Annotated in this window: 25 protein-coding genes and 1 riboswitch; of the genes, 19 read left to right on the top strand and 6 right to left on the bottom strand. The window is 42.7% G+C overall.

The features are described from left to right. Nucleotides 1-16: 16 nt before the first annotated feature. Nucleotides 17-868, top strand: coding sequence for a DegV family protein (locus ACFOJ8_RS09980; protein WP_380656664.1), 852 nt, complete (start codon nucleotides 17-19; stop codon nucleotides 866-868). A gap of 16 nt (nucleotides 869-884) precedes the next feature. On the opposite strand, the gene ACFOJ8_RS09975 is transcribed toward ACFOJ8_RS09980, so the two are convergent. Beyond that, the gene (locus tag ACFOJ8_RS09975; protein ID WP_380656661.1) at nucleotides 885-1,328 is read right to left on the bottom strand and encodes a MarR family winged helix-turn-helix transcriptional regulator; all 444 of its coding nucleotides are present in this window, start codon (nucleotides 1,326-1,328) and stop codon (nucleotides 885-887) included. Between the two features lie 353 nt (nucleotides 1,329-1,681). Here ACFOJ8_RS09975 and ACFOJ8_RS09970 point away from each other — a divergent pair, with 353 nt between their 5' ends. Next, entirely contained in the window at nucleotides 1,682-3,010 is a 1,329-nt protein-coding gene (locus tag ACFOJ8_RS09970; RefSeq protein ID WP_380656658.1) for a hemolysin family protein, read from the top strand. A gap of 33 nt (nucleotides 3,011-3,043) precedes the next feature. Here ACFOJ8_RS09970 and ACFOJ8_RS09965 read toward each other — a convergent pair whose 3' ends face one another. Then, nucleotides 3,044-5,917: a DUF3427 domain-containing protein gene (locus ACFOJ8_RS09965; RefSeq protein ID WP_380656655.1), complete on the bottom strand. Its 2,874-nt coding sequence runs from the start codon at nucleotides 5,915-5,917 to the stop codon at nucleotides 3,044-3,046. Between the two features lie 135 nt (nucleotides 5,918-6,052). Here ACFOJ8_RS09965 and ACFOJ8_RS09960 point away from each other — a divergent pair, with 135 nt between their 5' ends. After that, entirely contained in the window at nucleotides 6,053-6,355 is a 303-nt protein-coding gene (locus tag ACFOJ8_RS09960; RefSeq protein ID WP_380656653.1) for a hypothetical protein, read from the top strand. Nucleotides 6,356-6,389: 34 nt separating this feature from the next. Here the strand turns inward: ACFOJ8_RS09960 and ACFOJ8_RS09955 are convergent, their stop codons facing one another. The 3 genes from ACFOJ8_RS09955 to ACFOJ8_RS09945 form a co-directional block, all read right to left on the bottom strand. Then, entirely contained in the window at nucleotides 6,390-6,650 is a 261-nt protein-coding gene (locus tag ACFOJ8_RS09955; RefSeq protein WP_380656650.1) for a GlsB/YeaQ/YmgE family stress response membrane protein, read from the bottom strand. A gap of 114 nt (nucleotides 6,651-6,764) precedes the next feature. Further along, nucleotides 6,765-7,952 (bottom strand): MFS transporter, encoded by a 1,188-nt coding sequence (locus tag ACFOJ8_RS09950; protein WP_380656647.1) that lies wholly within the window; start codon nucleotides 7,950-7,952, stop codon nucleotides 6,765-6,767. A gap of 145 nt (nucleotides 7,953-8,097) precedes the next feature. Then, nucleotides 8,098-8,280, bottom strand: coding sequence for a hypothetical protein (locus ACFOJ8_RS09945; protein ID WP_380659920.1), 183 nt, complete (start codon nucleotides 8,278-8,280; stop codon nucleotides 8,098-8,100). 63 nt (nucleotides 8,281-8,343) lie between these two features. Between ACFOJ8_RS09945 and ACFOJ8_RS09940 the strand changes: the two genes are divergently transcribed. The 4 genes from ACFOJ8_RS09940 to recQ all read left to right on the top strand — a co-directional run bounded on the left by ACFOJ8_RS09940 (nucleotide 8,344) and on the right by recQ (nucleotide 11,720). Next, a complete protein-coding gene (locus tag ACFOJ8_RS09940) occupies nucleotides 8,344-8,556 on the top strand; it encodes a hypothetical protein (protein WP_380656644.1) in 213 nt (70 codons plus the stop codon). A gap of 25 nt (nucleotides 8,557-8,581) precedes the next feature. Further along, nucleotides 8,582-8,839, top strand: coding sequence for a hypothetical protein (locus tag ACFOJ8_RS09935; RefSeq protein WP_380656641.1), 258 nt, complete (start codon nucleotides 8,582-8,584; stop codon nucleotides 8,837-8,839). Beyond that, complete coding sequence (locus ACFOJ8_RS09930) at nucleotides 8,836-9,777, top strand: hypothetical protein (protein ID WP_380656638.1); 942 nt, start codon at nucleotides 8,836-8,838, stop codon at nucleotides 9,775-9,777. The genes ACFOJ8_RS09935 and ACFOJ8_RS09930 overlap by 4 nt, the downstream gene beginning before the upstream one ends. Before the next feature lie 152 nt (nucleotides 9,778-9,929). Beyond that, the gene (gene recQ, locus ACFOJ8_RS09925; protein ID WP_380656635.1) at nucleotides 9,930-11,720 is read left to right on the top strand and encodes a DNA helicase RecQ; all 1,791 of its coding nucleotides are present in this window, start codon (nucleotides 9,930-9,932) and stop codon (nucleotides 11,718-11,720) included. 35 nt (nucleotides 11,721-11,755) lie between these two features. Here recQ and ACFOJ8_RS09920 read toward each other — a convergent pair whose 3' ends face one another. Further along, nucleotides 11,756-12,622: a DMT family transporter gene (locus tag ACFOJ8_RS09920; protein WP_380656633.1), complete on the bottom strand. Its 867-nt coding sequence runs from the start codon at nucleotides 12,620-12,622 to the stop codon at nucleotides 11,756-11,758. Nucleotides 12,623-12,997: 375 nt separating this feature from the next. On the opposite strand from ACFOJ8_RS09920, the gene nrdI reads away from it, so the two are divergent. The 12 genes from nrdI to ACFOJ8_RS09860 all read left to right on the top strand — a co-directional run bounded on the left by nrdI (nucleotide 12,998) and on the right by ACFOJ8_RS09860 (nucleotide 24,403). Beyond that, on the top strand, nucleotides 12,998-13,405 hold the full coding sequence (gene nrdI / locus ACFOJ8_RS09915; RefSeq protein WP_380656630.1) for a class Ib ribonucleoside-diphosphate reductase assembly flavoprotein NrdI: 408 nt from the start codon (nucleotides 12,998-13,000) through the stop codon (nucleotides 13,403-13,405). Then, on the top strand, nucleotides 13,368-15,473 hold the full coding sequence (nrdE, locus tag ACFOJ8_RS09910) for a class 1b ribonucleoside-diphosphate reductase subunit alpha (RefSeq protein WP_380656627.1): 2,106 nt from the start codon (nucleotides 13,368-13,370) through the stop codon (nucleotides 15,471-15,473). The genes nrdI and nrdE overlap by 38 nt, the downstream gene beginning before the upstream one ends. 30 nt (nucleotides 15,474-15,503) lie before the next feature. Then, nucleotides 15,504-16,478, top strand: a complete 975-nt coding sequence (nrdF, locus tag ACFOJ8_RS09905; RefSeq protein WP_380656625.1) for a class 1b ribonucleoside-diphosphate reductase subunit beta — start codon at nucleotides 15,504-15,506, stop codon at nucleotides 16,476-16,478. A gap of 123 nt (nucleotides 16,479-16,601) precedes the next feature. Continuing rightward, a riboswitch (FMN riboswitch) is annotated at nucleotides 16,602-16,744 on the top strand. Between the two features lie 148 nt (nucleotides 16,745-16,892). Continuing rightward, nucleotides 16,893-17,927 carry a bifunctional diaminohydroxyphosphoribosylaminopyrimidine deaminase/5-amino-6-(5-phosphoribosylamino)uracil reductase RibD gene (gene ribD, locus ACFOJ8_RS09900; protein WP_380656622.1) on the top strand — a complete coding sequence of 345 codons (1,035 nt, stop codon included), beginning with the start codon at nucleotides 16,893-16,895 and terminating at the stop codon, nucleotides 17,925-17,927. Between the two features lie 5 nt (nucleotides 17,928-17,932). After that, complete coding sequence (locus ACFOJ8_RS09895; RefSeq protein ID WP_380656620.1) at nucleotides 17,933-18,574, top strand: riboflavin synthase; 642 nt, start codon at nucleotides 17,933-17,935, stop codon at nucleotides 18,572-18,574. Beyond that, complete coding sequence (gene ribA / locus ACFOJ8_RS09890) at nucleotides 18,567-19,739, top strand: GTP cyclohydrolase II (RefSeq protein WP_380656614.1); 1,173 nt, start codon at nucleotides 18,567-18,569, stop codon at nucleotides 19,737-19,739. Before ACFOJ8_RS09895 ends, ribA begins: the two co-directional genes overlap by 8 nt. 11 nt (nucleotides 19,740-19,750) lie before the next feature. Continuing rightward, complete coding sequence (gene ribH / locus ACFOJ8_RS09885) at nucleotides 19,751-20,215, top strand: 6,7-dimethyl-8-ribityllumazine synthase (RefSeq protein WP_380656612.1); 465 nt, start codon at nucleotides 19,751-19,753, stop codon at nucleotides 20,213-20,215. 140 nt (nucleotides 20,216-20,355) lie between these two features. After that, the gene (locus tag ACFOJ8_RS09880; RefSeq protein WP_380656610.1) at nucleotides 20,356-20,763 is read left to right on the top strand and encodes a FixH family protein; all 408 of its coding nucleotides are present in this window, start codon (nucleotides 20,356-20,358) and stop codon (nucleotides 20,761-20,763) included. Nucleotides 20,764-20,848: 85 nt separating this feature from the next. Then, nucleotides 20,849-21,526, top strand: coding sequence for an SDR family NAD(P)-dependent oxidoreductase (locus ACFOJ8_RS09875; RefSeq protein WP_380656607.1), 678 nt, complete (start codon nucleotides 20,849-20,851; stop codon nucleotides 21,524-21,526). Between the two features lie 138 nt (nucleotides 21,527-21,664). Next, nucleotides 21,665-22,633, top strand: coding sequence for an ABC transporter permease (locus ACFOJ8_RS09870; RefSeq protein WP_380656604.1), 969 nt, complete (start codon nucleotides 21,665-21,667; stop codon nucleotides 22,631-22,633). Then, complete coding sequence (locus tag ACFOJ8_RS09865) at nucleotides 22,626-23,585, top strand: iron chelate uptake ABC transporter family permease subunit (protein ID WP_380656602.1); 960 nt, start codon at nucleotides 22,626-22,628, stop codon at nucleotides 23,583-23,585. The genes ACFOJ8_RS09870 and ACFOJ8_RS09865 overlap by 8 nt, the downstream gene beginning before the upstream one ends. Then, nucleotides 23,582-24,403 (top strand): iron ABC transporter ATP-binding protein, encoded by an 822-nt coding sequence (locus tag ACFOJ8_RS09860; protein WP_380656599.1) that lies wholly within the window; start codon nucleotides 23,582-23,584, stop codon nucleotides 24,401-24,403. Before ACFOJ8_RS09865 ends, ACFOJ8_RS09860 begins: the two co-directional genes overlap by 4 nt. The last annotated feature ends 45 nt before the right edge of the window (nucleotides 24,404-24,448 follow it).

Here is a 24,448-nt window from a genome sequence, read left to right as displayed (position 1 = left end):
GAAGGAAGACGATGATATGAAAAAAATCGCAGTAGTAACGGATTCATCATCCGGAATTGATAAGGCTTACATGGAAGCTCACGATATCCGGGTGCTGCCGATGTCTGTTATCATTGACGGTGTTTCCTACAGAGATGGTGTCGACGCTACGACGGAAGAAATATACAATATGCTTCAAAAAAGTGGAGAAGGTGCCAAAACTTCACAACCCCCAATTGGAGAGTTTATGGAAGTGTACGAAGCATTGGAAGCGGATGACGATTACGAAGCAATTATAGCTGTCCATGCCTCAAGCGAGCTGACAGGCACTTACCAAAGCTCTCTCAGCGCTTCTGAAGGACTGACTAAGCCTGTCTATGTCATCGATTCTAGAATCGGAAGCTATCCTATGAAGCAGATGGTTGAGCAAGCAGTTGAGGCAAGAAATTCCGACAAAAGTATTGAAGAATCCGTGGAAGATATCAAATCGATGCGTGAACGGGCACAGCTGTATTTACTGCCACAAAGCTTCAATCAGCTTAGGAAGAGTGGACGTATTTCTGCCTCCCAGTCGATGCTTGCTTCGGTCTTGAATATTCACCTCAAGCTGAAGTTTGATGATGGCAAGGTAATTATCGACGAGAAACTGCGCACGAAAAAGAAGATGGTTAATGCTGTTTTGGCGGGACTTGAGAAACACGTCAAGGAAGAAGCAGTAAAGACTCTCGCAATCGTCCATGCTGGGAATGTCGATTTGACCAAGGAATGGAGAACAAAGATTGAGGAGAGAATGCCGCAGCTGAACTTGGTGGTAGAACCGTTAGTAACAGTAGCTGGTGTACACACGGGGCATGGGACAATCGGTTTTGGCTTTACTAGAAATAAATAAAAAATGCGTTTCGGAGTTAACTCCGAAACGCATTTTTTGTAAGCATAGCATCAATATGCTTTATATGGGCAAGAAGTGCCTTTTCTTCTTCAGGAGCGATGCCAATTGCTTCGCTGAAAGAATTAAAAGCCTTCTCCAACTTTTCTTCCATTTCTTTCCCTCTATCGGTTGCTTCTATATAAACCAAGCGCTGATCTTCCGTATCTCTTGAGCGGTAGACGAGATCAAGTTTTTCCATCCGTCTGATCAAAGGTGAGATTGTCCCTGTATCCAACCGCAACATCTTGGCTAGTGTCTTTATATTTACCTGCTTCTTATCTTGCAGAATATTAAGTACTAGGAACTGCGGATAGGTAATATCCATTTCGTTCAAAATGGACTTGTTATAAAAACGGTTGATCTGCCGCTGAAGGTTGTATAGATTGAAACAAACGCGATCATCCAAAGTGGACCTGGTCATGAAGGCTGACCTCCATTCTATATTGTCCTGCAACTTCATATGATTATTATAATACTTTATTATATGCAAATTCAATATAAATTTATGTATATACAAAATATGAAAAATAAATGCCATTAAGTAGCGTATTATTAGAATGTGTGGATAAAAGTGGCATCTATAAAAAATACTGTGATAGAATGTCTATAACTATTATCTTTTGGGAGGTGGCTGCAATTGGGAAGGCGAATTTGAAGGTTTTTATGCCGGTTAAGATGCTGAGCACGAAGAGAGACCCATCACACCAAGCATTCAACGCACAGATTGTAGTCATACATTACCGGAGGTGAATCCCTTTTAAATAAGGGAACTAATTGGACATAACCACAATATGGAACTTGATTTTATTTGTAATTCTTATAGTACTTACAATGCTCTTTGTCGGGTCGGAATTTGCACTCGTAAAAGCAAGACATTCCCGAATCGAACAGCTTGTTGAAGAAGGCAATCGGAAAGCGCGACGAGTACGAACCATGACTGCAGAACTTGATTACTATTTGTCTGCATGTCAGCTGGGTATTACTGTAACAGCACTCGGGCTCGGTTGGATTGGTGAATCGACCTTTGAATTCATACTAAATCCGTTCTTTAGCTTTCTAGGTTTACCTGACCAACTAACGACCGTAATGACCGTCGCAGTCGCATTTCTCATTGTTACTTTCATTCACGTCGTTGTCGGTGAACTGGCACCAAAAACAGTCGCCATCCAATATGCCGAGAAATTGGCATTGCTGTTCTCAGGACCATTGTATTTTTTCGGAGTCATTTTAAAGCCGCTCATCTGGACGATGAATGGTACAGCACGGATGCTCGTCAGGCTGGTTGGTCTAAAAGAGGCACCAGTAGAACAGGGCCACTCTGAAGATGAACTTAAGATTATAATGACACAAAGTTATCAAAGTGGAGAAATAAATCAGACAGAACTCGCTTATATGCAGAACATCTTTTCTTTTGACGAAAGACTAGCCAAAGATATCATGGTGCCGAGGACACAGATGATTACACTCACAGATCCCGTGCATATCGACGACGTGCTAGAAAATGTTAAAGAACATAACTACACCCGCTACCCTGTTACTGATGAGAGTGGCGACAAGGATCAGATTATTGGCTTCCTCAATGTCAGGGAGTTTCTGACAAACCATGTATCAGACGAAGATGTCACACCACAGGATCATATTCATGAAATACCAATGATTACAGAAGTTTCACGCATCAGTGACGCACTGGTTAAAATGCAACAAGAACGTGTGCACATTGCCTTAATCATCGACGAGTATGGTGGTACTGCAGGCATGATTACTATGGAAGATATACTTGAAGAGATCGTCGGTGAAATCAGAGATGAATTCGACGAAGATGAAGAGCCGGACATTGTTAAAGTAGAGGATGACATCTACCATATAAATGGTCGTGTATTGCTGGATGACCTGGAAGAGAAGTTCGGAATCATGTTTAATGACAGTGACGATATAGATACAATCGGCGGCTGGCTTCAGAGTAATAATACTGACATAGGGAAAGATGATCATTTCAACACTAAAGAAGATAAATGGATTGTTCTTGATATGGATAACCATCTCGTCAAGCAAGTAGCTCTGCTTAAAGGGTATAACCAATCGCAGAACAGCGAAGTGGAATAAGAGCAGACCTCAATTTGAGGTCTGCTCTTATTTTTATATGCTAGATTCCAAGTACTTGTAGATTTCGTACGCTACAGGCTTCTCCATAATCATATTCATCATTACAACCGGTTTGCCAGAACCACTGTTCATCTGCTTCTCCTGAAGCGTATCATAGTCGATATGCCCTTGCCCGAGGTAGTAGAACTCAGTGCCCTCGTCATCATCTTTTTTTACGAAGATATGGATATGTGCACCTTCACCATGCGCTTTAAGAATGGCTTTGACCTCTTTAGACTGAAGTGTCCGATTACTTCTCGTAGACCATTTGAGTGTGTTCCGGTCCAGAAACTGATCTTCATATTGAATCGTTTCTTCAATCGTCTCATCTTTATGGTATGTGATGAAAATCGGACAAGTATTATGTTTATATTTATATCCATACATTGTAGACGCCTCATCTTTATCCCATTCAAGCAGACGACAGGCATCTTTTCTTGAATACTTCTGATTGATTGTGAGTGCACTCGACTGGTTATACGCTTTGCTGTTTTCTACGGACAACGCTAACACCTGATGAATATGCTCATATAAAAATGGATTTTCCAGTGTCTTCATTAATGTATGTGTTGCCTGAATTTTATTACCTATGACTTCGACGAGAGGTTCTCCATATTTTTTCTTGTCCGGTTCGGTGTAAAATTGATGAGTGAGCACCCTTAATACTGATTGCATCGTGTCGTCCGTCATGCGATACCCTTTTTTGCGCATTTCAAGTTGAAAAGCTTCTACCTCTACAGGACCTTTTATGATTGTCTTTATCAGAAATGTCTCAGCAACACGTTTGCCTTCCGAAATTTCTTTGGAAAGAAAAGTGAGAATCTGATGACTATCATGTGGAATATCCAGTTCGATTTCTTTAATCTTTGCGAGGAATTCCAAGTAATGATTATATTTATGGAGAATGAGAGTGGGGTCGATGACATCGATATCTTTATGATAGTCGAGCAGTGTCGGAACATGGCCGAGTTTATTTTTCAAGTATACGTACATTTCCTTAAGAAAGCTCTGTCTGCTGACTGGAGTAGTATTGATGGACTTATATATTTTCTCTTTAGCAACTGCTTCGAAATTGATGGTGGATAACCCACTTATTATATTGCGGCTGAGCAGAGACTTTCTTAGCCTATCCTTGTTATAAGATTTATCTCCTGTCAACGCAATGGGAATCATATAATTGTTTTTATAGTTTCCAATAAAATCTATGACGGTTAGATATTCTTTGTCTTCATGTTTTCTGAGGCCGCGTCCAAGTTGTTGTATGAAGATGATACTGGATTTTGTCTGGCGAAGCATGACTACCTGGTTAATGGACGGAATATCGACACCTTCGTTGAAAATGTCGACGGTGATAATATAATGCAGGTCGCCGCGTTCAAATGCCTGCACAGTTTTCTGCCGTTCGTGCTGTGTATCCAGTCCGGTAAGTGCCTTTGTTTTATATCCATGCATGTTTAAAGATGAGCTGAGTGCATGTGCCTCCTCACGGTTCGACACGAACATTAACCCGCGGAGGATTTCTCCCGAATGTCCATAGTATTCAATTTTGGCGATCAGATGTTCAATACGTTCAGTGTTTGTAAGTTGACTTAGCGCTGTTGTGTCGTCGATGACTTGACCATCCTTCTCATAATCGGTTACGCCGAAGTAATGGAAGGGAGCGAGTATCTCTGTTTCCAAAGCCTGTTGCAGGCGGATCTCGTAGGCAATATTATAGTCGAAGAGGCTGAATATCTCTGTGTCGTCTGTCCGCTCCGGTGTAGCGGTCATACCAAGCAGAAAGGATGGATTGAAGTATTCCAGTATCTTCTTATATGTACTTGCTCCCGAACGATGCGCCTCGTCTATTATAATGTAGTCGAAATCATCAGGATTGAAGTGGTTGAGATTAGCTTCGCGGGAGAGTGTCTGGACAGTGGCAAATAAGTACTTTGCCTCGTCTGTTTTCTTATTACCGCTAAATATGCCGAAGTCCGATTGAGACTCTCCGATCAGATTTGAAAAGTCATTTTTCGACTTCTCTAGTATCTGCTCACGATGCGCCAAAAAAAGCATGCGTTGAGGTTTGAAGTGTTTTACATCGAATGCTGCAAGGTAGGTCTTCCCGGTTCCTGTAGCTGAAATCACAAGTCCTTTATCTTTGCCAGTCTGGCGCAGTTGATCGAGTGAGTTAAGTGCTTCCTGCTGCATGACGTTAGGCTTTATAACAGGACTGGTTGCGTTTCTATATTGATAAATGGAACGATCTTCAATGACTTCGAGTACTTTTCTTTGTATCGGCTCCTCGATATAAGCCTCTTCGTATGCTTTAATCCATGCACGATCAACAGGTGCGGAATCACGCCATAAGGCATCAAATTGATCGTTGAAATGCTGGATGACGGCGCCATTATCTAAACTGGTCAGTTTGAGGTTGTACTCGTAGTTCTTTTTTAGTGCAGCGTCGGTGAGATTTGAACTTCCGATGAACATGGATGTGTAGTGTTGGTTTTTAAATACATACCCTTTCGCATGGAATCCTTCCTTGTCTGTTATTCTAACCTTAACATTTGGTATGCCAAGAAGGGCTTTAAAAACTTTGGGTTTATTGAAGTTGAGATAAGTCGAAGTGATGATGCGCCCTTTCACATTTTTTTTAGCCAGTTCATGAAGAGTCGATTTCAATGTTGCGAGACCGCCTTCTGTGATGAAGGCGACAGAGATGGAAAATGAGCGGCATTCTTCCAGTTCATCAAGCATTGATGAAAGTACGTTATCTTCATTGGAATTGATGATAATGCGCGGGGAATGATGTCCGACTTTCTCTGTACTACGATCTATGAACCCATGCTCATAAGCATTCAGCAGATGTTCTTTATTTATTCCCATGTCCTTACACCTCTTTAGATCAATTATATTGAAGTGTCCTTTACTTTCCCATATTTCATTTCATCTTTCCTAAATTATGCAAAAAAAAACGTTTGTTATGCTAAACTATACATAACAAATGAGGGTGGTGTCCATATGGGTATCTTTGAATTTCTTATTGCGACAGTTCCGGTAGTTCTGTTCTTCTCTATCCCACTTTATGCCATTAACATCAGTCATAAGCAAAAGCAGCAGAAGCTTGAGATCAGAAAGATACAAGAAGAAAAAGCACTTGAACAGATCAGACAGGAGAATTTCCTGATTGAAAATAAGCAGATGCAATTGGAGCTCGACCGGATGAAGGCAGAGCGTGAGAAAGGTCGACTGGAGGATGACAGAGCGTCTCGCTGGCTTATACAGGATACAGAAGAAAAAAAGACAGAGAAAAACCCCTCGTAAACTCATGTTACGAGGGGTTTAATCTAAATTGCACTTATGCTCTTGTGCCGCGACCGAGTGCTTTCATGATGAATGAAACAATCAGTATAAGAATGATTGCACCAAGTAAACCACCAATGATGCTCACGCCGCCAACTTCAGGACCAAAGCTTAGTCCAAGCGCATTTGCAATAGAAGCGCCGACAAGTCCAGCAATGATATTTCCAATAATACCGAATGGTACGTCTTTACCTAGAATAAGTCCGGCGAGCCAACCAATAATGCCGCCTACAATCAATGTGATAATCCAACCCATGGATGATTCCTCCTTGTGTGTTCGTATGTTTGTTTTAGTAAGAAAACAATACTTCGTTCTACTAGAATGGATACCCACGGGCTGAAAACTCTAAACAATATTATTGTATTTTTGTTAAAAAGCCTGTTCTTTTTTATGTTTTTGCATGATGAAGAGGAATATTATAAGGGCAACTGTTACACTGGCTGCACTTGTGAAATAGATGGTGCTATAACCGAATGCTTCCGCTACGAAACCGTAACTGATTGCGCCGAGACCGACCCCGAGATCGAAGGCGGAAAAGAATGTGGCGTTGGCCATGCCGCGTCTATTATTTTCAACGCGGTTGACTGCCCATGCTTGAAGTGCCGGTTGTACACAACCGAATCCAAAGCCATAGAGCGCCGCGGCGATGAACAGATAGGTAGGGCTTGGCAGAAAGCCTAGCATGAGCATGGCTATGATGATTGACAGCGAGCCTGGAATGAATACGATCGCAATCCCCTTTCTATCGTAAAGTCTCCCGGCAAGGAGGCGTGAGAGCATCAGAAAGGCTGCGTATATAACGAAGTAAAACTGGATGTAAGTGGAGTCGAATCCTTGCTGGTATGTGTACACAGGAAGGAATGTTGCGATACCACCGAATGTAACTGTAATGAAAAAGAGTAGGGATGCCGCTGGCACAGCACGTTTCTCGACGATATCAAAATGCGGTACATAGGTATTCTTTTTTTTAGTAGGTATATCTTTACTCGGTTTTTCATACTGGATATTCGCTGCCAGTATGAGTGCCAGAGCACCGAGTATGCCACATATAGAGAAAAGCATCGTGAATGAAATGTGATTTACGAGAAACAAACCGAGTGCAGGCCCAAATGCCAGTGCGATATTACCGCTTAAGCCATAATAACCAAGCCCCTCCCCGCGACGTCTCTTTGGCACTAGATCTGTTGCGATGGTGCCGGAGGATGTACTTGAGAGACCCCATCCTACTCCTTGCATGATTCTGACCATCAGGAGCATAAAGATGGTAAAACTAGCGGCGAGCGAAAACATGGATACGACGAAGATGATCAGACCCGTCAGGAATATCGGTGCGCGTCCTTTCGTATCCAAAAGTTTTCCTGCGCTCGGTCTGATAAGCAAGGCAGAAAATGTGAAGATACCGACGACGATACCGATCCAACGATCGCTTGCTCCGATTTCCTGGACGAAGAGTGGCAGTGTGGGAAGGGTCATTTGAAAGGCAGTGAATATGAAGAAGTTGACGATGACGATGAGAATAAAGTCCTTAGTCCAGATCTTCTGATTTTGTTCCGACATGTAATTTCAACCTTCTTACTGAGTATTGTTTTTAAACCGGTATATTTATTTCGGTTTCCGAAAAAAGTATCTATAGACATTCTACAGGACTGAAATATTTTTTTCATCCGTCATATAGAGTATATTTGATTTTATTTAACAAATATCAAGTGGTAACATGGTGGAATGTGGATGCAGACAGAGTGTTGTAGCGGACTGTAATCATTTTATACAGTACATCAATGATTTCCGGGCCATTTTGTATTATAATGGATACCATCACGCGGCCGGTTGTAATACCGGACGCATTCCATGATGTCACGTGCGCGTTAACGCAGAAGTGATACATGAGATAAAACGATCAGCGGTCTGAGTCAGGCTGAAATCGATCTAAATATTTTGAGGTGAACGCATGCTAACACTTTTTTTAATAGTACTGGTAATTGCGATTGTGATGTTCACGCACTTCGTAGTGAGCTATCTCATCGAAAATGATGTAAAGATCGTCGGTGTGCTGTTTGCTTTCGTCGGTGTCATCGCTGCAATCATCGTTGTTCAGTTCATCATTAGTGGCATTACCGATTTCGCCGCACAGGAGCTGGCCATTTTCTACAACGATAACTAGGAGAAGTTTATAGGAGGAAAAACTCATGATTTTTGCTAATGGAGACTGTCATGTCACATACCAGCAGCAGGAGCCACTCAGCCCTGCCAGGCGTGAAGATCTCAAACAGTCTTTTCAGAATGGTAGTCATATTTATCTGCTGGATATGACTACAACTGGGAACACACTCACCTTCTACTATTCACCGGTCAAGGTGATGGAGGAACACAACACTATAGAACCTAGTGATGTTGTCATAGAGGAAGTCAGAAAATTTCTCACAGGAATGGAGTTTTCAATATGAGTGTAATCATTCAAGAAAGTGGGCTACTGACAATTCTGCAAACGTTGGACCGTGAAGATTCAGCTAAAGGTAATGAATACAACGGAGCTTGCGATCGCTTGGCGCATCAGCTTGCGAATCAATTGGTCGGTAACGATCCCGACCAGCCGACTATTGAAATGACACTGCGTCCGGGGGTCCTAAAGTTCACTGAGCCGACAATTGCCGCCTTCTCCGGAGCGGAATTCAAAGCCCAATCTGGGGACCGTCGAATTTATGTAAATAGAATTTATCTTTTCGATCGTGGAGATGAACTTGTCTTTGGTGAATCGACCAGAGGGAATAGAGTCTATCTGGCTGTTGCAGGAGGCATAAAAGTTGAGGGCTCGAACATACTCTCATCAGGAGATGAGGTTATAATGTGTAGAAACTACACTGCACAACACGACGAGCTATTCAACATGCTGAAGCAACAGCACGAAGTAAGCTGGGGTGTAGATACATATGCGCTCGTCGAAGTCTACATGTCAGATACGTACCACCTTGTTAAACGCCCTGACGTATCGGATGATGTCTATGAGGCCATAGAAGCTAGGGAGTATACAGTAAGAAACGAAAAATATCGTATTGCTTTGTACCTTGAAGGTGAGGCAATTGAAATCCCAGACACTGATGTTGAACATCCAGGAATCAAGGGTGGTGTCTATATTGCCGATGGACAGCCCGTACTTGCACTCAACGATTTCAATGCATATACGACAGCCTCCCATGTCGGCACTATTCCGTCTTATCATATGCATAAGCTCGTCCAGAAACGTTCGGGTTCGAAAATTCGCTTCAAGTGCATCGAAGCGGACGATGCACATGCCAATCTTTATGCGCACCATCTCTGGAAGAAGAGCTTGTTTAAAGCTATCGACTATAAATTGTCGAAAGAATTGATCAAAGAGAAGATGTAGTATTTTTTAATTCCGGGGCTTTTGCCTCGGAATTTTTATTTTTACCCTTAAAAATTAGGAGTGGGCAACAAATTTAATGTAAAATACGGTATAATGATATATCAGAAATAGAGGAACGATAGCGACTAGTGAACGGTGGGATTGGTTTCGATATGGAAAAAATTTTAAAACAGTATTTTGGATTTGAAAATTTCAGGCCTAAGCAGAAAGAAATTATAGAATCGGTTTTAAAAGGCCATAATACGCTGGGGGTCCTACCGACAGGATCGGGGAAGTCGCTCTGTTTTCAAGTGCCTGGACTGAAGCTTGAGGGACTCACACTCGTCATCTCCCCTCTGATCTCTCTTATGCGTGATCAAGTAGGGACGCTAAACGCACAGGATATTCCTGCGGCCTATTTGAATTCGACATTGAAAAAGAAAGAGATTGATACTGTCATGGGAAATCTTGAGGCAGGTCGATATCAGTTTCTTTATGTGGCGCCAGAGCGCTTCAATAATGACGACTTCAACCAGCTGATTAAGCGACTTGATATATCACTGATTGCGTTTGATGAGGCGCACTGTATCTCGAAGTGGGGGCATGACTTCAGGCCGAGTTACCAAAACATCATTCCTGTGTTGAAACAGCTCGTACCAGATGCAGTTACAGTTGGGTTGACAGCAACAGCTACAGAAGAAGTACAAGAGAACATCCAAGATCTTCTGACCATCGACCGTCCGCATGTCTTCACCACTAGCGTGGCACGTGAGAACTTACATCTAAATGTCGATCCGACTTATCAGCGGGAACAATTCATAGAATCATATATAAAAAGCCGTCCAGGATCGCCAGGAATTGTCTATGCAGCAACGCGTGCTGAGGTGGAGAAGATTTCTCTGCACCTCGAGGAGCACGATATCCGTAACGTTATCTACCATGGCGGCCTCGGCAAAGAAGAACGGAATCTCAACCAGCGTCTTTTTACTACAGGCGAAGTGGATATTGCGGTCGCAACCAATGCTTTTGGTATGGGAATCGATAAACCGGACATCCGCTTTATCATACATCACAATCTGCCTGGAGATTTAGAAAGCTATTACCAGGAGATTGGCCGCGCAGGGCGGGATGGCAAAGTGAGTGAATGCATCCTGCTGTCAAGCCCACGGGATGTTAATCTACATCAGTTTTTCATCGACCGTTCAAACTCGACGGAGCAGTACAAGGATCATATGCGTGCGAAACTCGATCGTATGATCCAGTATAACCGCACGACTAAATGTCTGAGTAGCTTCATCACAAAATATTTCGATTCAGATGAATATGTGGTGGAATGCGGGAAGTGTTCGAACTGTTTGAGTGCCAACCGTAGCTACGATATGACGATGGAAGCAGGTCTCGTGCTGAACCTTGTCGCACAAAGTGAAGTGCCTGTGACTAAGGAGCAGGCGATCCAGATACTTAGGGGAGAGACCGCTGAAAATGTACTGGCTTTCCAGCTGGATACACTGGGTGCTTTCGGCACCATGGAGAACTATCTGACAAGTGAAATCAACCACATCATTGAAGAGCTCGTTTACAGAGGCTATCTCCACATGAAGGCGGATCAGCTCCATATTGTTGAGATGAGCCATAAAGTGCTGAATCACCGTGTGAAGTTGTATACGGTCCCTTTTAGGAGATATTTCAATGAAAAGGTCGACATCAGTACGGCAAGCTCGCCGAATGAGATATTGTACGAAAAACTCGCCAATACACGATGCCGGCTTGCCATAAAATACGACACCCAGCCGGAGAATATTTTCACTGATAATGTACTCAGGGAATTTGCTAAGAAAGTGCCGGAAACAAAACAGGATATGGTGCTTATACAGGGTGTAGGTAATTATAAGCTCAAGCACTACTGCCCGTATTTTCTAGACACCATCCTCGAGTATAAGGCGCAGATGGCGGAAACGGAATAGAAGAAGCCGGCCAAACAGCCGGCTTATATTGATGCTCAAGACGTACTTTCTTGCTTCGATGGTTTATTTCTCATGAACATATAAAATCCTGCAGAAAAGATAATGACATATCCTAGAATTGACAGCATATCGGGAAATTCGCCAAAGAAAACAATACTGAAGATTGCTGTATAAAGTATCGTGGAGTAAAAGAATATGGAAATCTCGCGAGCAGGTGCATAACTATAAGCGATGGTCAGACCAAATTGACCGAATGCTGCACATAGCCCAGCCAATACAAGTATCCAGAACTGAGCCATCGTCATCGGTTCATATTGCCATATGAATAATGGCAAAAGCACAACTGATGAAAAGAAGGAAAAATAGAAAACGACGGTATAAAACTTCTCACGACTACCAAGTACTCTGAGTACAGTATAGGCTCCAGCCGCGAAAAGTGCACCGAGTACTCCTACGAGCGCATAGAACGTCTCACTTGAAAAGGAAGGTTTAATGATGAATATCGCGCCGATGAACGCAATGATAATCGCAATCATCTGATACCTACGTATATATTCTTTTAAAAAGATGGCACAGAGTATGATGGTGAAGAAGGGGCTCAGTTTGTTCAGAATGTCTGCATCGCTCAGCACCATACGGTCGATGGCGAAGAAATTCAGGAGAACACCCGAGACGCCGAGTGCAGAACGCAAGATCAGAAGTCCTTGATTCTCTCTGCGACCAAAAAGTTTTGTTCTGTAGTACAATGCAAAAGAGAGGGCGACGAGCATCGCTACGAAATTTCTGAAGAAAGCTTTTTGGACTGTTGGCAAATCACCGCTGTATTTTACGAGTAATGCCATAAGGCTAAATCCGAGAGAGGATATGAGAAGGGCGATGATGCCTTTTAGTGTATTGTTCATGTAACTGACACTCCGTATTCTTTATTTATTTTCCGGCCTACATTTTATTTCATAGTTACGTCCGGGTACAATTTTAAACAAAAAAAATCAAAACAATTTTCGATATAGTATAACATACATATGATGGGACTTCGGGTCTATTTAAGTGACATTATTCCCAATGAAATGTCTATTTATGCCATTGATAATTATGGATGATTATGGCATCATTAGACGAGTAAATCATATATGTTGTGTGCGAAATTTTAACGAGATACAACATATAGTGTTTAATTCTCCTGGTAAAGGTGTAAAGAAAATAAGGTAAGGTTGACGATTGTCGGACGTAAGTTCGATTATTTTATTTTGCCAGAGTAAGGACAAAGGGGGGATGGTATGCTGATAGCATTCTATTCCATGACTGGAAATGTGAGACGTTTCATCGCCAATTCCGGGGTGGCTGAGCAGTACGATACTTATGAAATCCAGGCGGGCAATTGCCGTGAGCGCATTCAGGAACCATTTATACTTGTCACAGGTACGTACGGTTTCGGGGGTGTCCCAGATGAAGTGAAATCCTTCCTTGAAGTGAATAGTGACTGTTTACTTGCAGTTGCTTCTAGTGGAAACCGAAACTGGGGACAGAATTTTGCACGTGCAGGAGAACATGTCAGCAATGATTACGGAGTACCATTGCTGATGAAATTTGAGCTCCATGGTAACAAAAAAGATAGAGAAGAATTCATTGAAAAGGCAGGGGCTGTACATGAAAGTATTGGACGAGAAAAAATACAATCATATTGAACTGAACAACGAAGTGACGAAACGGGACGATACAGGTTTCTATCAGCTTCATAAAGATCAAGAAGCACTAGAAGTATTTATGGAGGAAGTCCAGGAAAAGACAATCCATTTCGACACTGAATTGGAACGTATCCATTACCTGGTGGACAACGACTTCTACTATAACCTGTTTGAAGAGTATTCCGAAGCGGACGTCATGGAGATCTCGGAGTATGCCGAGAGCATTCCTTTCCAATTCAAAAGCTACATGGCTGCGAGTAAGTTCTTCAAGGACTACACATTGAAGACCAATGATAAGAAGCAGTATCTTGAAGACTACAAGCAGCATGTTGTCATCGTCAGCCTCTATCTGGCGAGAGGAAATAAGGAGCAGGCGAAGCGTTTCATCATCTCTATGATTGAGCAACGTTATCAGCCTGCCACACCAACATTCCTCAATGCCGGGCGTGCAAGACGTGGAGAGATGGTCTCTTGCTTCCTACTCGAAGTAGATGATAGTCTAAATTCCATTAACTACATCGATTCCACAGCAAAGCAGCTCTCCAAGATTGGCGGGGGTGTAGCCATCAACCTATCTAAGCTACGTGCCCGCGGAGAAGCGATTAAAGGTATCGAAGGCGTGGCCAAAGGCGTACTTCCAGTAGCAAAAGCACTTGAAGGTGGATTCGGCTATGCCGATCAACTGGGTCAGCGACCTGGTGCCGGTGCGGTCTACTTGAACATCTTCCATTATGACTTGCCTGAATTTCTGGATACGAAAAAGGTCAACGCGGATGAGGATCTTCGCCTGGCAACAATTTCAACAGGACTGGTCGTCCCGTCCAAGTTCTTCGACCTGGCAAAAAACAATGATCCTTTCTACCTCTTTGCGCCACACACTGTAGAGCGTGAATATGGTCAACCATTGGATGATATGAATCTGGATGAAATGTACGACGAACTCGTAGCCAACGATAAAGTTAAAAAGCGTAAAATGGATGCACGTGAGATGCTGAATACGATTGCCCAAACGCAATTGCAATCTGGATATCCATACATCATGTTCAAGGACAATGCGAATAAGGTCCATCCACTGAAGGATATCGGTCAGATCAAGATCAGCAACCTATGTACTGAAATCTTCCAGCTTCAAGAAACCTCCACAATCAATGATTACGGTACGGACGATGTCATTCGTCGTGATATCTCATGTAACCTTGGGTCATTGAACATTGCGAATGTCATGGACTCAGGAAAAGTTCGCGAATCCGTCCACGATGGTATCGAAGCGCTGACTGTCGTCAGTGATTCCACAGCAATCGCCAATGCGCCAGGTGTCAAAAAAGCGAATGACGAGCTGCACTCTGTCGGTCTTGGTGCAATGAACCTCCATGGCTATCTCGCAAAGAACAAGATCAGTTATGAGTCCGAGGAAGCAAGAGATTTCGCAAATGTATTTTTCATGCTACTCAACTTCTACTCTCTTGAAAAATCAATGATGATTGCTAAAGAGCGTGGCAGAACATTCCAGGATTTCGACAAGTCCGAATATGCATCAGGCAAATACTTTGAGCGCTATATCTCAGAAGTAGTGGAGCCGAAGTCAGACAAGGTCGCGGCTCTTTTCGCAGATATTCACGTACCAACACGTCAGGATTGGAAAGCGCTGGCCGAAGAGGTCAAGGAGCATGGACTATTCCATGCCTACCGTCTGGCAATTGCACCGACACAGAGCATCTCTTACGTACAGAATGCTACAAGCTCTGTTATGCCGATTGTAGATTCCATCGAGCGTAGGACTTATGGAAACTCCGAGACGTTCTACCCGATGCCATTCCTCTCCCCTGAGACAATGTGGTTCTATAAGAGTGCGTTCAACACCGATCAGATGAAAATCATCGATATGATTGCAACAATACAGCAGCATATAGACCAGGGCATCAGTACCATTCTGTATGTGAATTCCGATATCTCTACAAGAGAGCTCGCTAAACTATATATTTACGCTCATCACAAAGGGTTGAAATCCCTCTACTACACAAGGAACAAACTGCTTAGTGTAGAAGAATGTACAAGCTGTTCCGTATAATCAATTGAGCGAAAACAAAGGAGTCATAACATGATTGCAGTAAACTGGAATAAAGAGGACGATATGACAAATGTCTTTTGGCGTCAGAACATCTCGCAGATGTGGGTGGAATCGGAATTTAAGGTCTCAAAAGATCTCAGTTCCTGGTCTGGCCTAACAGAGGATGAGAAAGATACATTCAAGAAAGTATTGGCAGGCCTAACAGGACTCGATACTCACCAAGCAGATGATGGTATGCCACTCATCATGCTGCATACTAAAGATCTCCGAAAAAAGGCGGTCTACTCCTTTATGGGAATGATGGAGCAGATTCACGCAAAATCTTATTCGCACATCTTCTCAACTCTCCTTTCATCTAGGGAGACTGATGAACTTCTAGACAAGTGGGTCATTGAAAACGAGCACTTGAAATACAAATCGGATAAGATTGTACAGTACTACCATAAACTGTTCGGTAAAGAAGCTACTATCTATGATCAGTATATGGCGCGTGTTGCCAGTGTCTTTCTAGAGTCTTTCCTATTCTATTCTGGCTTCTATTATCCATTGTACCTAGCGGGTCAGGGCAGAATGACGACAAGTGGAGAAGTCATCAGAAAGATTCTTCTCGATGAGTCCATCCACGGTGTGTTCACCGGTCTTGACGCACAATCTCTAAGGGCCGAACTCTCTGCTGAAGAGCAAGCGCGTGCAGATAAAGAGATGTACGAACTGATGAAGGCATTGTATAATAATGAAGCACTCTATACGAAATCTCTTTACGATAACTTAGGTCTGACGGAAGACGTACTCAATTACGTCCAGTACAATGCAAACAAAGCGTTGGCAAACCTCGGATTTGATCCTTATTTTGAGGAGAAGGCATTCAATCCAATTATTGAAAATGCATTGGATACGACAACGAAGAACCATGACTTCTTCAGTGTTAAGGGAGATGGCTACGTCATTGCACTCAACGTCGCGCCAATCCAAGATGAAGACTTCCTCTTTGACGAAGTGAAATAGGAAATCCTTAACCCAGCTCCGATCAGGTGCTGGGTTTTTTATATGCTATCGTAACGAAGCAATTGTCTTGACAATTCATATGAATGGCATATGATTGAGTTAGAGTTTTTCAACTGAATACAATCATTCTTTCGGGGCAGGGTGGAATTCCCAACCGGCGGTAGGCCATACGGCAAGCCCGCGACCTGTATCATCTTCTGATGGTATGGCTGATCCAGTGGAAATTCTGGAGCCGACAGTAAGAGTCTGGATGGGAGAAAGAATTGCAGAACATACTAGGAGATAAGTCTGTCCGATTTATCTAAAAAAGTAGGTTTATTCAGCATTGACTAGCAATGCTTATTTCTGCATATATTTTTAAGCGCCGATGATGAGTTCTTTCATCGGCGCTTTTTATATTCAGGAGGGAAAAACTTGAATCGATATATGAGTATGGCGTTCGAATTGGCACGTATGACTGCGGGCCAAACAGGAAAAAATCCCGCGGTCGGTGCCGTTATAGTAAAAGAAGGAAAAGTAATTGGGATGGGCGCGCACCTGGGCTATGGCAAACCGCATGCTGAGCGTCAGGCAATTGCCAGTTGCAGCGAGAGTACGGAGGGAGCAGATATCTATGTCACTCTGGAGCCATGCTCCCATTACGGTAAAACACCACCGTGTACAGAAGCAATTATCGAGGTTGGCATCAGTAGAGTTTTCTATGCAGCAAAAGATCTCAATCCGAAAGTAAGTGGACATCAGGTACTCCTTGATTCAGGCATACACGTAGCACATACGCCGGATGCAATCATCGACCGTTTTTACGCACCTTTCTTCAAGCATCTTGTATCCAAGCGACCAAATGTAACGTTGAAATGTGCCACTAGCCTAGATGGTAGACTTGCGCTTGACGACGGGACAAGTAGTTGGATTACTGGCGAGGCGGCACGTTCTGATGTTCATAATGAACGGCATCAGCATGATGCCATACTAGTCGGTGGTGGAACGCTTCTACATGATGACCCAAAACTGACTGCGCGAATTGAAGGTGGGGGAGACTCTCCAGTTCCGGTAATACTACTCGGCCACGGAGAACTGTCTGACGATCAAATGATTCTGCGCCATCCCAAACGGGCAATCATCTACACGACGAACGAAGCAAACTTGAAATACAGTGAGAATTACGATATCAGGATTGGCGAATGGCCACTCGATGCCATTCTTGAGGATCTTTATGCGCAAGGTATTTCTTCTTTATTTGTAGAAGGAGGGTCCACAATACTGACGTCATTTATAAAGCAGCAATTGTATGACCGGATATTAATTTATATTGCCCCGAAAATATTCGGTGAGTCGAGGCATACACTATATAAGGAGCAGTTCTCTTCCATGGAAGAGAGCGTCCATCTTGAATTGATTGATGTTGAAAAGCTCGGGTCGGATCTTAAATTAACTTATGGAAAGGCTTGAGCACTATGTTTACAGGTATTATTGAACAGATTGGAATAGTGGAGGAAGTACAGGCTACACAAGCACACACAGTCTTCAAAATTACTACAGGTATATTTGATGATTTGAATCTTGGGGATTCAGTTAGTGTCAATGGAACGTGTCTGACGGTCACTGGTCTGACTGAAGAGGCATTTACAGTGGAGATGGTCAACGAAACGAAACGAGTGACCAGTCTGGATGAAGTAAGTGACGGCATGCATGTTAATTTGGAGCGCGCGCTGACATTGAATAGTCGCCTTGGTGGTCATCTTGTTTCCGGTCACGTGGACGGAACGGGTAAAATCGTGCGGGTTGACAATGATGGCAGTGCCATCGTCATGTATATTACATGCCCAGATTTGCTGATGAAGTATATGGTAGAAAAAGGATCTGTAACTATCGACGGTATTAGCCTAACTCTGTTTGATGTAGACATGAAAGCTTCGGAGATTGTTTTGAACTTGATACCGGAAACGCAAGAACGGACAACACTCTCCAGTAAAAATATCGGTGATAGAGTTAATATCGAAGCGGATATGCTGATGAAGCATGTAGCACACTTGCTCAACTTCTCCGATGCAACGGTCAGCAACTCAATTGCCGGAAGGAGGGGGCAAGATGTTTGATACGGTCGAGTCTGCTGTGGCAGATTTAAAGCAAGGAAAACTCGTCATTGTAGTAGATGATGAACATCGTGAAAATGAAGGGGACTTGGTAGGTATTGCTGAGTATATTAGTGCAGATGAAGTGAACTTCATGGCAACACATGGACGTGGATTAATCTGTACGCCCGTAACTACCGAAATCGCTGAAAGGGCAGGACTTAGCCCGATGGTAAACAAAAATAGTGATCCGCATGGCACCGCCTTTACGACTTCCATCGATCATGTATCAACGACGACCGGAATTAGTGCCCATGAGCGACATGCGACAATACAAGCACTGACAGCAAAGGATACCAAACCGGCAGACTTTAATGCACCAGGTCATGTGTTCCCCCTTCTTTCGAAAAAGGGCGGTATGCTGGAGCGCATGGGTCATACTGAAGCAGCAACAGACCTGGCACGTCTTGCCGGGGCTTCACCGGTCGGGGTGATATGTGAAATCATGAATGACGATGGGACAATGGCAAGGCTCGATGATCTTAAGAGCTACCAGAAGAATCATGGTCTTAAAATGATTACGATAGAAGACCTTAGGAAGCATATGAAAAAGCACTCCGGTGTTACTCTCGAAAGTACCATCCAGCTACCGACGGATTATGGTAGATTCAAAATGTACGGATTTGTCGACAACGATACAGGTAAGGAGCATCTTGCGCTCGTACATGGAAATCTTGCACAGAATGCCATAGTCAGAATCCACTCAGAGTGTTTAACCGGCGACGTTTTTCATAGCCAGCGCTGTGATTGTGGAGAACAATTAGATCGAGCGATGCGCATCATCAGTGAACAGAATGGTGTAATCCTCTATATGCGTCAGGAAGGCCGTGGCATCGGACTGATGAACAAGCTCAAAGCATACGAATTGATTGAGCAGGGATATGATACTGTCAGCGCAAACGAACATCTAGGTTTCGATGCGGACTTGAGGAAGTATGATGTAGCGGCCGAAATGCTGCATCAGCTAGGTCTTCACGAAGTAACGCTACTCAGCAACAACCCGAGGAAAATTAAGGGGCTTGAAGCGGAAGGTATTAAAGTGAATCGCCAAAGTCATATCATTAAAGCCAATATCAGCAATAAAGATTATTTGAAAACGAAAAAAGACAAACTCGGACACATGCTCTAGGAGGAATAGATATGAATAGAATAGATACAAAAATGATTGGAACAGACCTTAAAATAGCGATTGTCGCAGGGAGGTTCAATGACTTCATCACCTCCCAGCTCGTTTCAGGTGCCGAAGGCGCACTTGTCAGTCACGATGTAAATACAGATGATATAGATCTCGTCTATGTACCAGGTGCCTTTGAAGTTCCACTAGCAGCGAAAACGTTAGCCGAATCCGGCAACTACGACGCGGTCGTTGCTCTCGGGTGCGTCATCCGTGGCAGCACGACACACTACGATTATGTATGCAACGAAGCGGCGAAAGGTATTTCTCAAGCTGGGATGCAGACAGGCATACCTGTTATGTTTGGAATTATTACAACTGAAAATATCGAACAGGCGATAGAGCGTGCGGGAACAAAAGCTGGGAATAAGGGTGCTGAAACTGCTCTTGGAGCTGTAGAGATGGCTAACCTCATGAAAAAAATACGCTAGAGGTAAAAAGTCGGTTCCAACCGGCTTTTTGTTTTGCCATGGATTTGACATAATTACTTCAAACAACCGTCATCAAACAAAAATTCAGCAGATACACTTTCATGCTATGATTTTATATATGAAGAAAAGGAGAGGATTATGTGAAGTTGAAATTGCTATTACCTGCAGCTGTTCTGACACTAGGTATAATCGGGGGCTGCGGCAGTGAGGAAGACACTGTAGAGATGCATCATGACCATCCAAGCGAAGACGAGGTGAGATCCCTAGAAGTCGATCTTGAGGTCCCAGAGACGGCAGGAATAGGTGAAGCAGTCGAGTTTACCGCGCATGTCCACTCGAATGGAGAAAATGTTCCGGATGCGGACAGTGTAATGTTCGAAGTCCTACAGGATGAAGATAGCCTTCAAATGATTGAAGCAGATCATGATGAGAATGGCAACTATACAATCGAGCATACATTCGATGAGGCAGGAACATATACTGTCATCTCCCACGTCGATGCATTCCAACTCCATACCATGCCGCAGAGTGAGATCACTATAGAATAAACCACCTTTCCTTCTGATTATTGTAATGAAGCTCTGTAGGGTTTACAATATATATAGAAACTGGAAGCCGAATCAGGAGGAAAACATGAATCTACAGGCTAAAACTTATATTGTATCGAATGCTGTGACAGCGCTAGGAAAGGAACTCTCCATGCATTTGGCACAGCAAGGTGCAAATGTCATTCTGGCAGGTACTGAACATGTGGAACTGGACACCCTTCTGGAGGCAATCCAGAGCAGTTCGGAGGGAAGCCACAAAGTGGTTCTTTTGGAGCAGTCTAAAGAAATCGACTGGTTAGCGACTGTAGAAGAAATCGAGCGAGATCACAGTACACTAAATGGTATCATTCTCGTACATACTATATTTACAGAAAACCGTTCTGTCTACGATGTTTCTTTTGATGAATTCAATAAGGTGATGTATGAGCATGTATGGGGAACATACTTGGGTATTCGTACGCTAAGGCCATTGTTAAAGGACGGTCGTGATGCTAAGATTATCAACGTCATCGGCCCATCATTTGATGATGTATTCGAAAGAAACCTGTACTATACAGTCACAGGTGCAATCGAAGCATTGACCCATTCTACTGCAGCTGAGCTGAGTAAGGAAGATGTAGATGTCTATGCATTAAGCTATCGTCCGCCATTCGGCGATGGTGAATCGCCAGAACGTAATAATCTGCAAGCAATCGATAAAGTTATGGCAATTCTGACAGAATCGGAAGAAATACCAAATGGCAACACTATTATCATAAATTAAGAGGAAAAATGCCAGCTGAACATTATCAGGTGGCGTTTTTTTGAATTATTCTTTTATTCTCTTGAAAAAATAAGCATGGCATGTATAATTGGAGGTATGATTATCACTGATAATCATTATCAATTAAGGTGGATCAATATGATACATAAACTTTTCAGGCTGGACATCATGATTGTATTATTGATTGTGTTATCCATCATCTCAATGTTTGTAGGGGTTGTTGAGGTTTCTCCAAAAGACCTTTTGAACCTTAGTGAGAATCAAAAAAATATTATCATTGAAAGTCGATTTCCAAGAACTGTTGCGATTATCATTGCAGGTGCTTCTCTTAGTGTGTGTGGGTTAATTATGCAACAGTTAACGAGAAATAAATTCGTCTCACCAACAACAGCAGGTACCATGGATTGGGCACGTTTAGGCATTTTACTTGCTTTAATGTTCTTCCCAACAGCTAATTTGCTTGTAAAACTGCTGTTTGCTTCAGCATTGAGTCTGGCAGGCACACTTCTTTTCATGCAGATCATCCAGCGTGTACAATTTAAAGACGTTGTATTTGTTCCGCTCATCGGATTGATGCTCGGTAATGTCGTATCGAGTGTAGCAACATTCCTCAGTCTAAGAACAAACTCTGTACAGTCTCTCTCAAGTTGGATGCAAGGTGATTTCTCAATTATCATATCGGGACGCTACGAAGTTCTATATATAAGCATTCCCTTTCTGATTATTGGTCTGCTGTATGCCAACCAATTCACAATTGCAGGCATGGGAGAAGATTTCTCGAAGAACCTTGGATTGAACTATAAGCGTGTTATCAATATCGGGTTGCTGATTACAGCAGTAATCACGGCGCTCGTTGTGGTCACTGTTGGTATGCTGCCATTCCTCGGGCTAATTATTCCGAATATTATATCAATATTTCGTGGAGATCATTTGAAGAATACAATTCTTCTTACTGCAGTGCTTGGGGCCATTTTTGTTATGATATGTGATGTTTTGGGTCGTCTAATTATCTTCCCATACGAGATATCAATTGGCTTGATGATAGGAGTCGTCGGAAGTTTCATCTTCCTGATTATGATATTCAGGAGAGTGAAGTCGAATGCTTGATAAAAAGAATAACCGGCTGCTGCTTATCCTGACCATCGTTACGCTATTAATTGGTGGGTTTTATGTACTCTACCAGCTTAATTTCGATATATTGTATTATCAGTTGCCTTCTCGTCTCAATCGGGTAGCCACAATGCTCATTGTCGGAACAGCAATCGCAGTTTCAACAGTAATATTTCAAACAATCACAAAAAATCGTATTCTGACACCTTCCATAATGGGACTAGATTCAGTCTACCTTTTCATACAGACACTCATCGTATTTCTTGTAGGGGCCCAATCATTTCTTCTGACGAATGGTTTCATCAACTATATCATCAGTATGGTTGCTCTTGTGGCATTCACAGTACTCGTTTTCAAGTATTTATTTAAACTTACCGGCAGTCACGTATTTCTGTTGTTGCTTATTGGAATCATACTTGGTACTTTCTTCAGCAGTCTTTCATCATTTATGCAGATGTTAATCAATCCCGACGATTTTTTGATTCTACAAAGCTCCATGTTCGCCTCATTCAATGCGATTAACGAATCATTGATTTGGATTACTGGCGCCATTGTACTATTGCTGCTGATCATTGTTTTAAGAGATTTCCATTCTCTCGACGTAATTGCCCTAGGTAGGGATCATGCAGTAAACTTAGGAATCAACTATGATAGAAAAGTGTCCCAATTGCTACTAATTATCGCAGTTCTCGTGTCTGTCTCGACCGCTCTGGTCGGACCGATCATGTTTCTCGGTCTGCTTGTCGTCAATCTGGCACATCAGATATTCAGAACGTTTAAACATCGCTATCTGCTTATAGGTAGTACACTCATATCAATGATCACATTGCTCGTCGGTCAGATGCTGACGCAATACGTATTTAAACAAGCGATCGAAATTAGCGTCATCATAAACCTAGTAGGCGGAGTATATTTCATCATATTAATGCTTAAGGAGAGTCGAAGATGATAGATCTTAAAAGTATCTCAAAAATCTATGGCCAAAAGAAGGTTGTTAACGACGTATCGGTATCAATAGCGAAGGGAAAGGTTACCTCCTTTATTGGACCAAACGGTGCCGGAAAGAGTACCTTGCTATCCATGGTGACACGATTACTTGATCAGGACAGTGGAGACGTGCTACTTGAAGGAGAAAATATACTTCAAGCACCAAGTGATAAACTCGCGAAGAAAATTGCTATTTTAAAGCAATCAAACAATCTGGATCTAAAGATTACTGTTCGTGAACTAATCAGCTTTGGTCGCTTTCCATATTCTAAAGGCAGGCTTACGCAAAAAGACCATGAAATCATCGACGAAGCAATTAGCTATATGGAGCTTGAGCAGTTTGAAGAGCGCTATATTGATGAACTATCAGGGGGTCAAAGACAGCGGGTCTATATTGCCATGACGATTGCTCAAGATACTGAGTATATATTCCTAGACGAACCACTCAACAATCTCGATATGAAGCATTCTGTGCAGATTATGCAAATACTGAGAAGGTTAGTGAGGGAACGTAATAAAACCATCATCATTGTGATACACGATATCAACTTTGCTTCATGTTATTCGGATAATATCGTAGCAATGAAAAATGGTGAGGTCGCTATCAGTGGAAGTAAAGACGAGGTAATCCGTAAGGAAATTCTCGAAGATATATACGAGATGGATATCAACATAGAATGTATCTACGGCCAGCAAATCTGTGTATACTTTGATGAACACAAGGATGCATCCGTCGATGATTTCATTGAGGACCAGGCGCAGCTTAAAGTACATGCCTAGATATTTAAATTGATTTAATCATTTAAGGGGGTGAGCGGGAACCTA

It is taken from the genome of Salinicoccus sesuvii, assembly GCF_042648145.1.
Lineage (GTDB): Bacteria > Bacillota > Bacilli > Staphylococcales > Salinicoccaceae > Salinicoccus > Salinicoccus sesuvii.
This window is presented reverse-complemented; position numbering and strand designations above follow the sequence as displayed.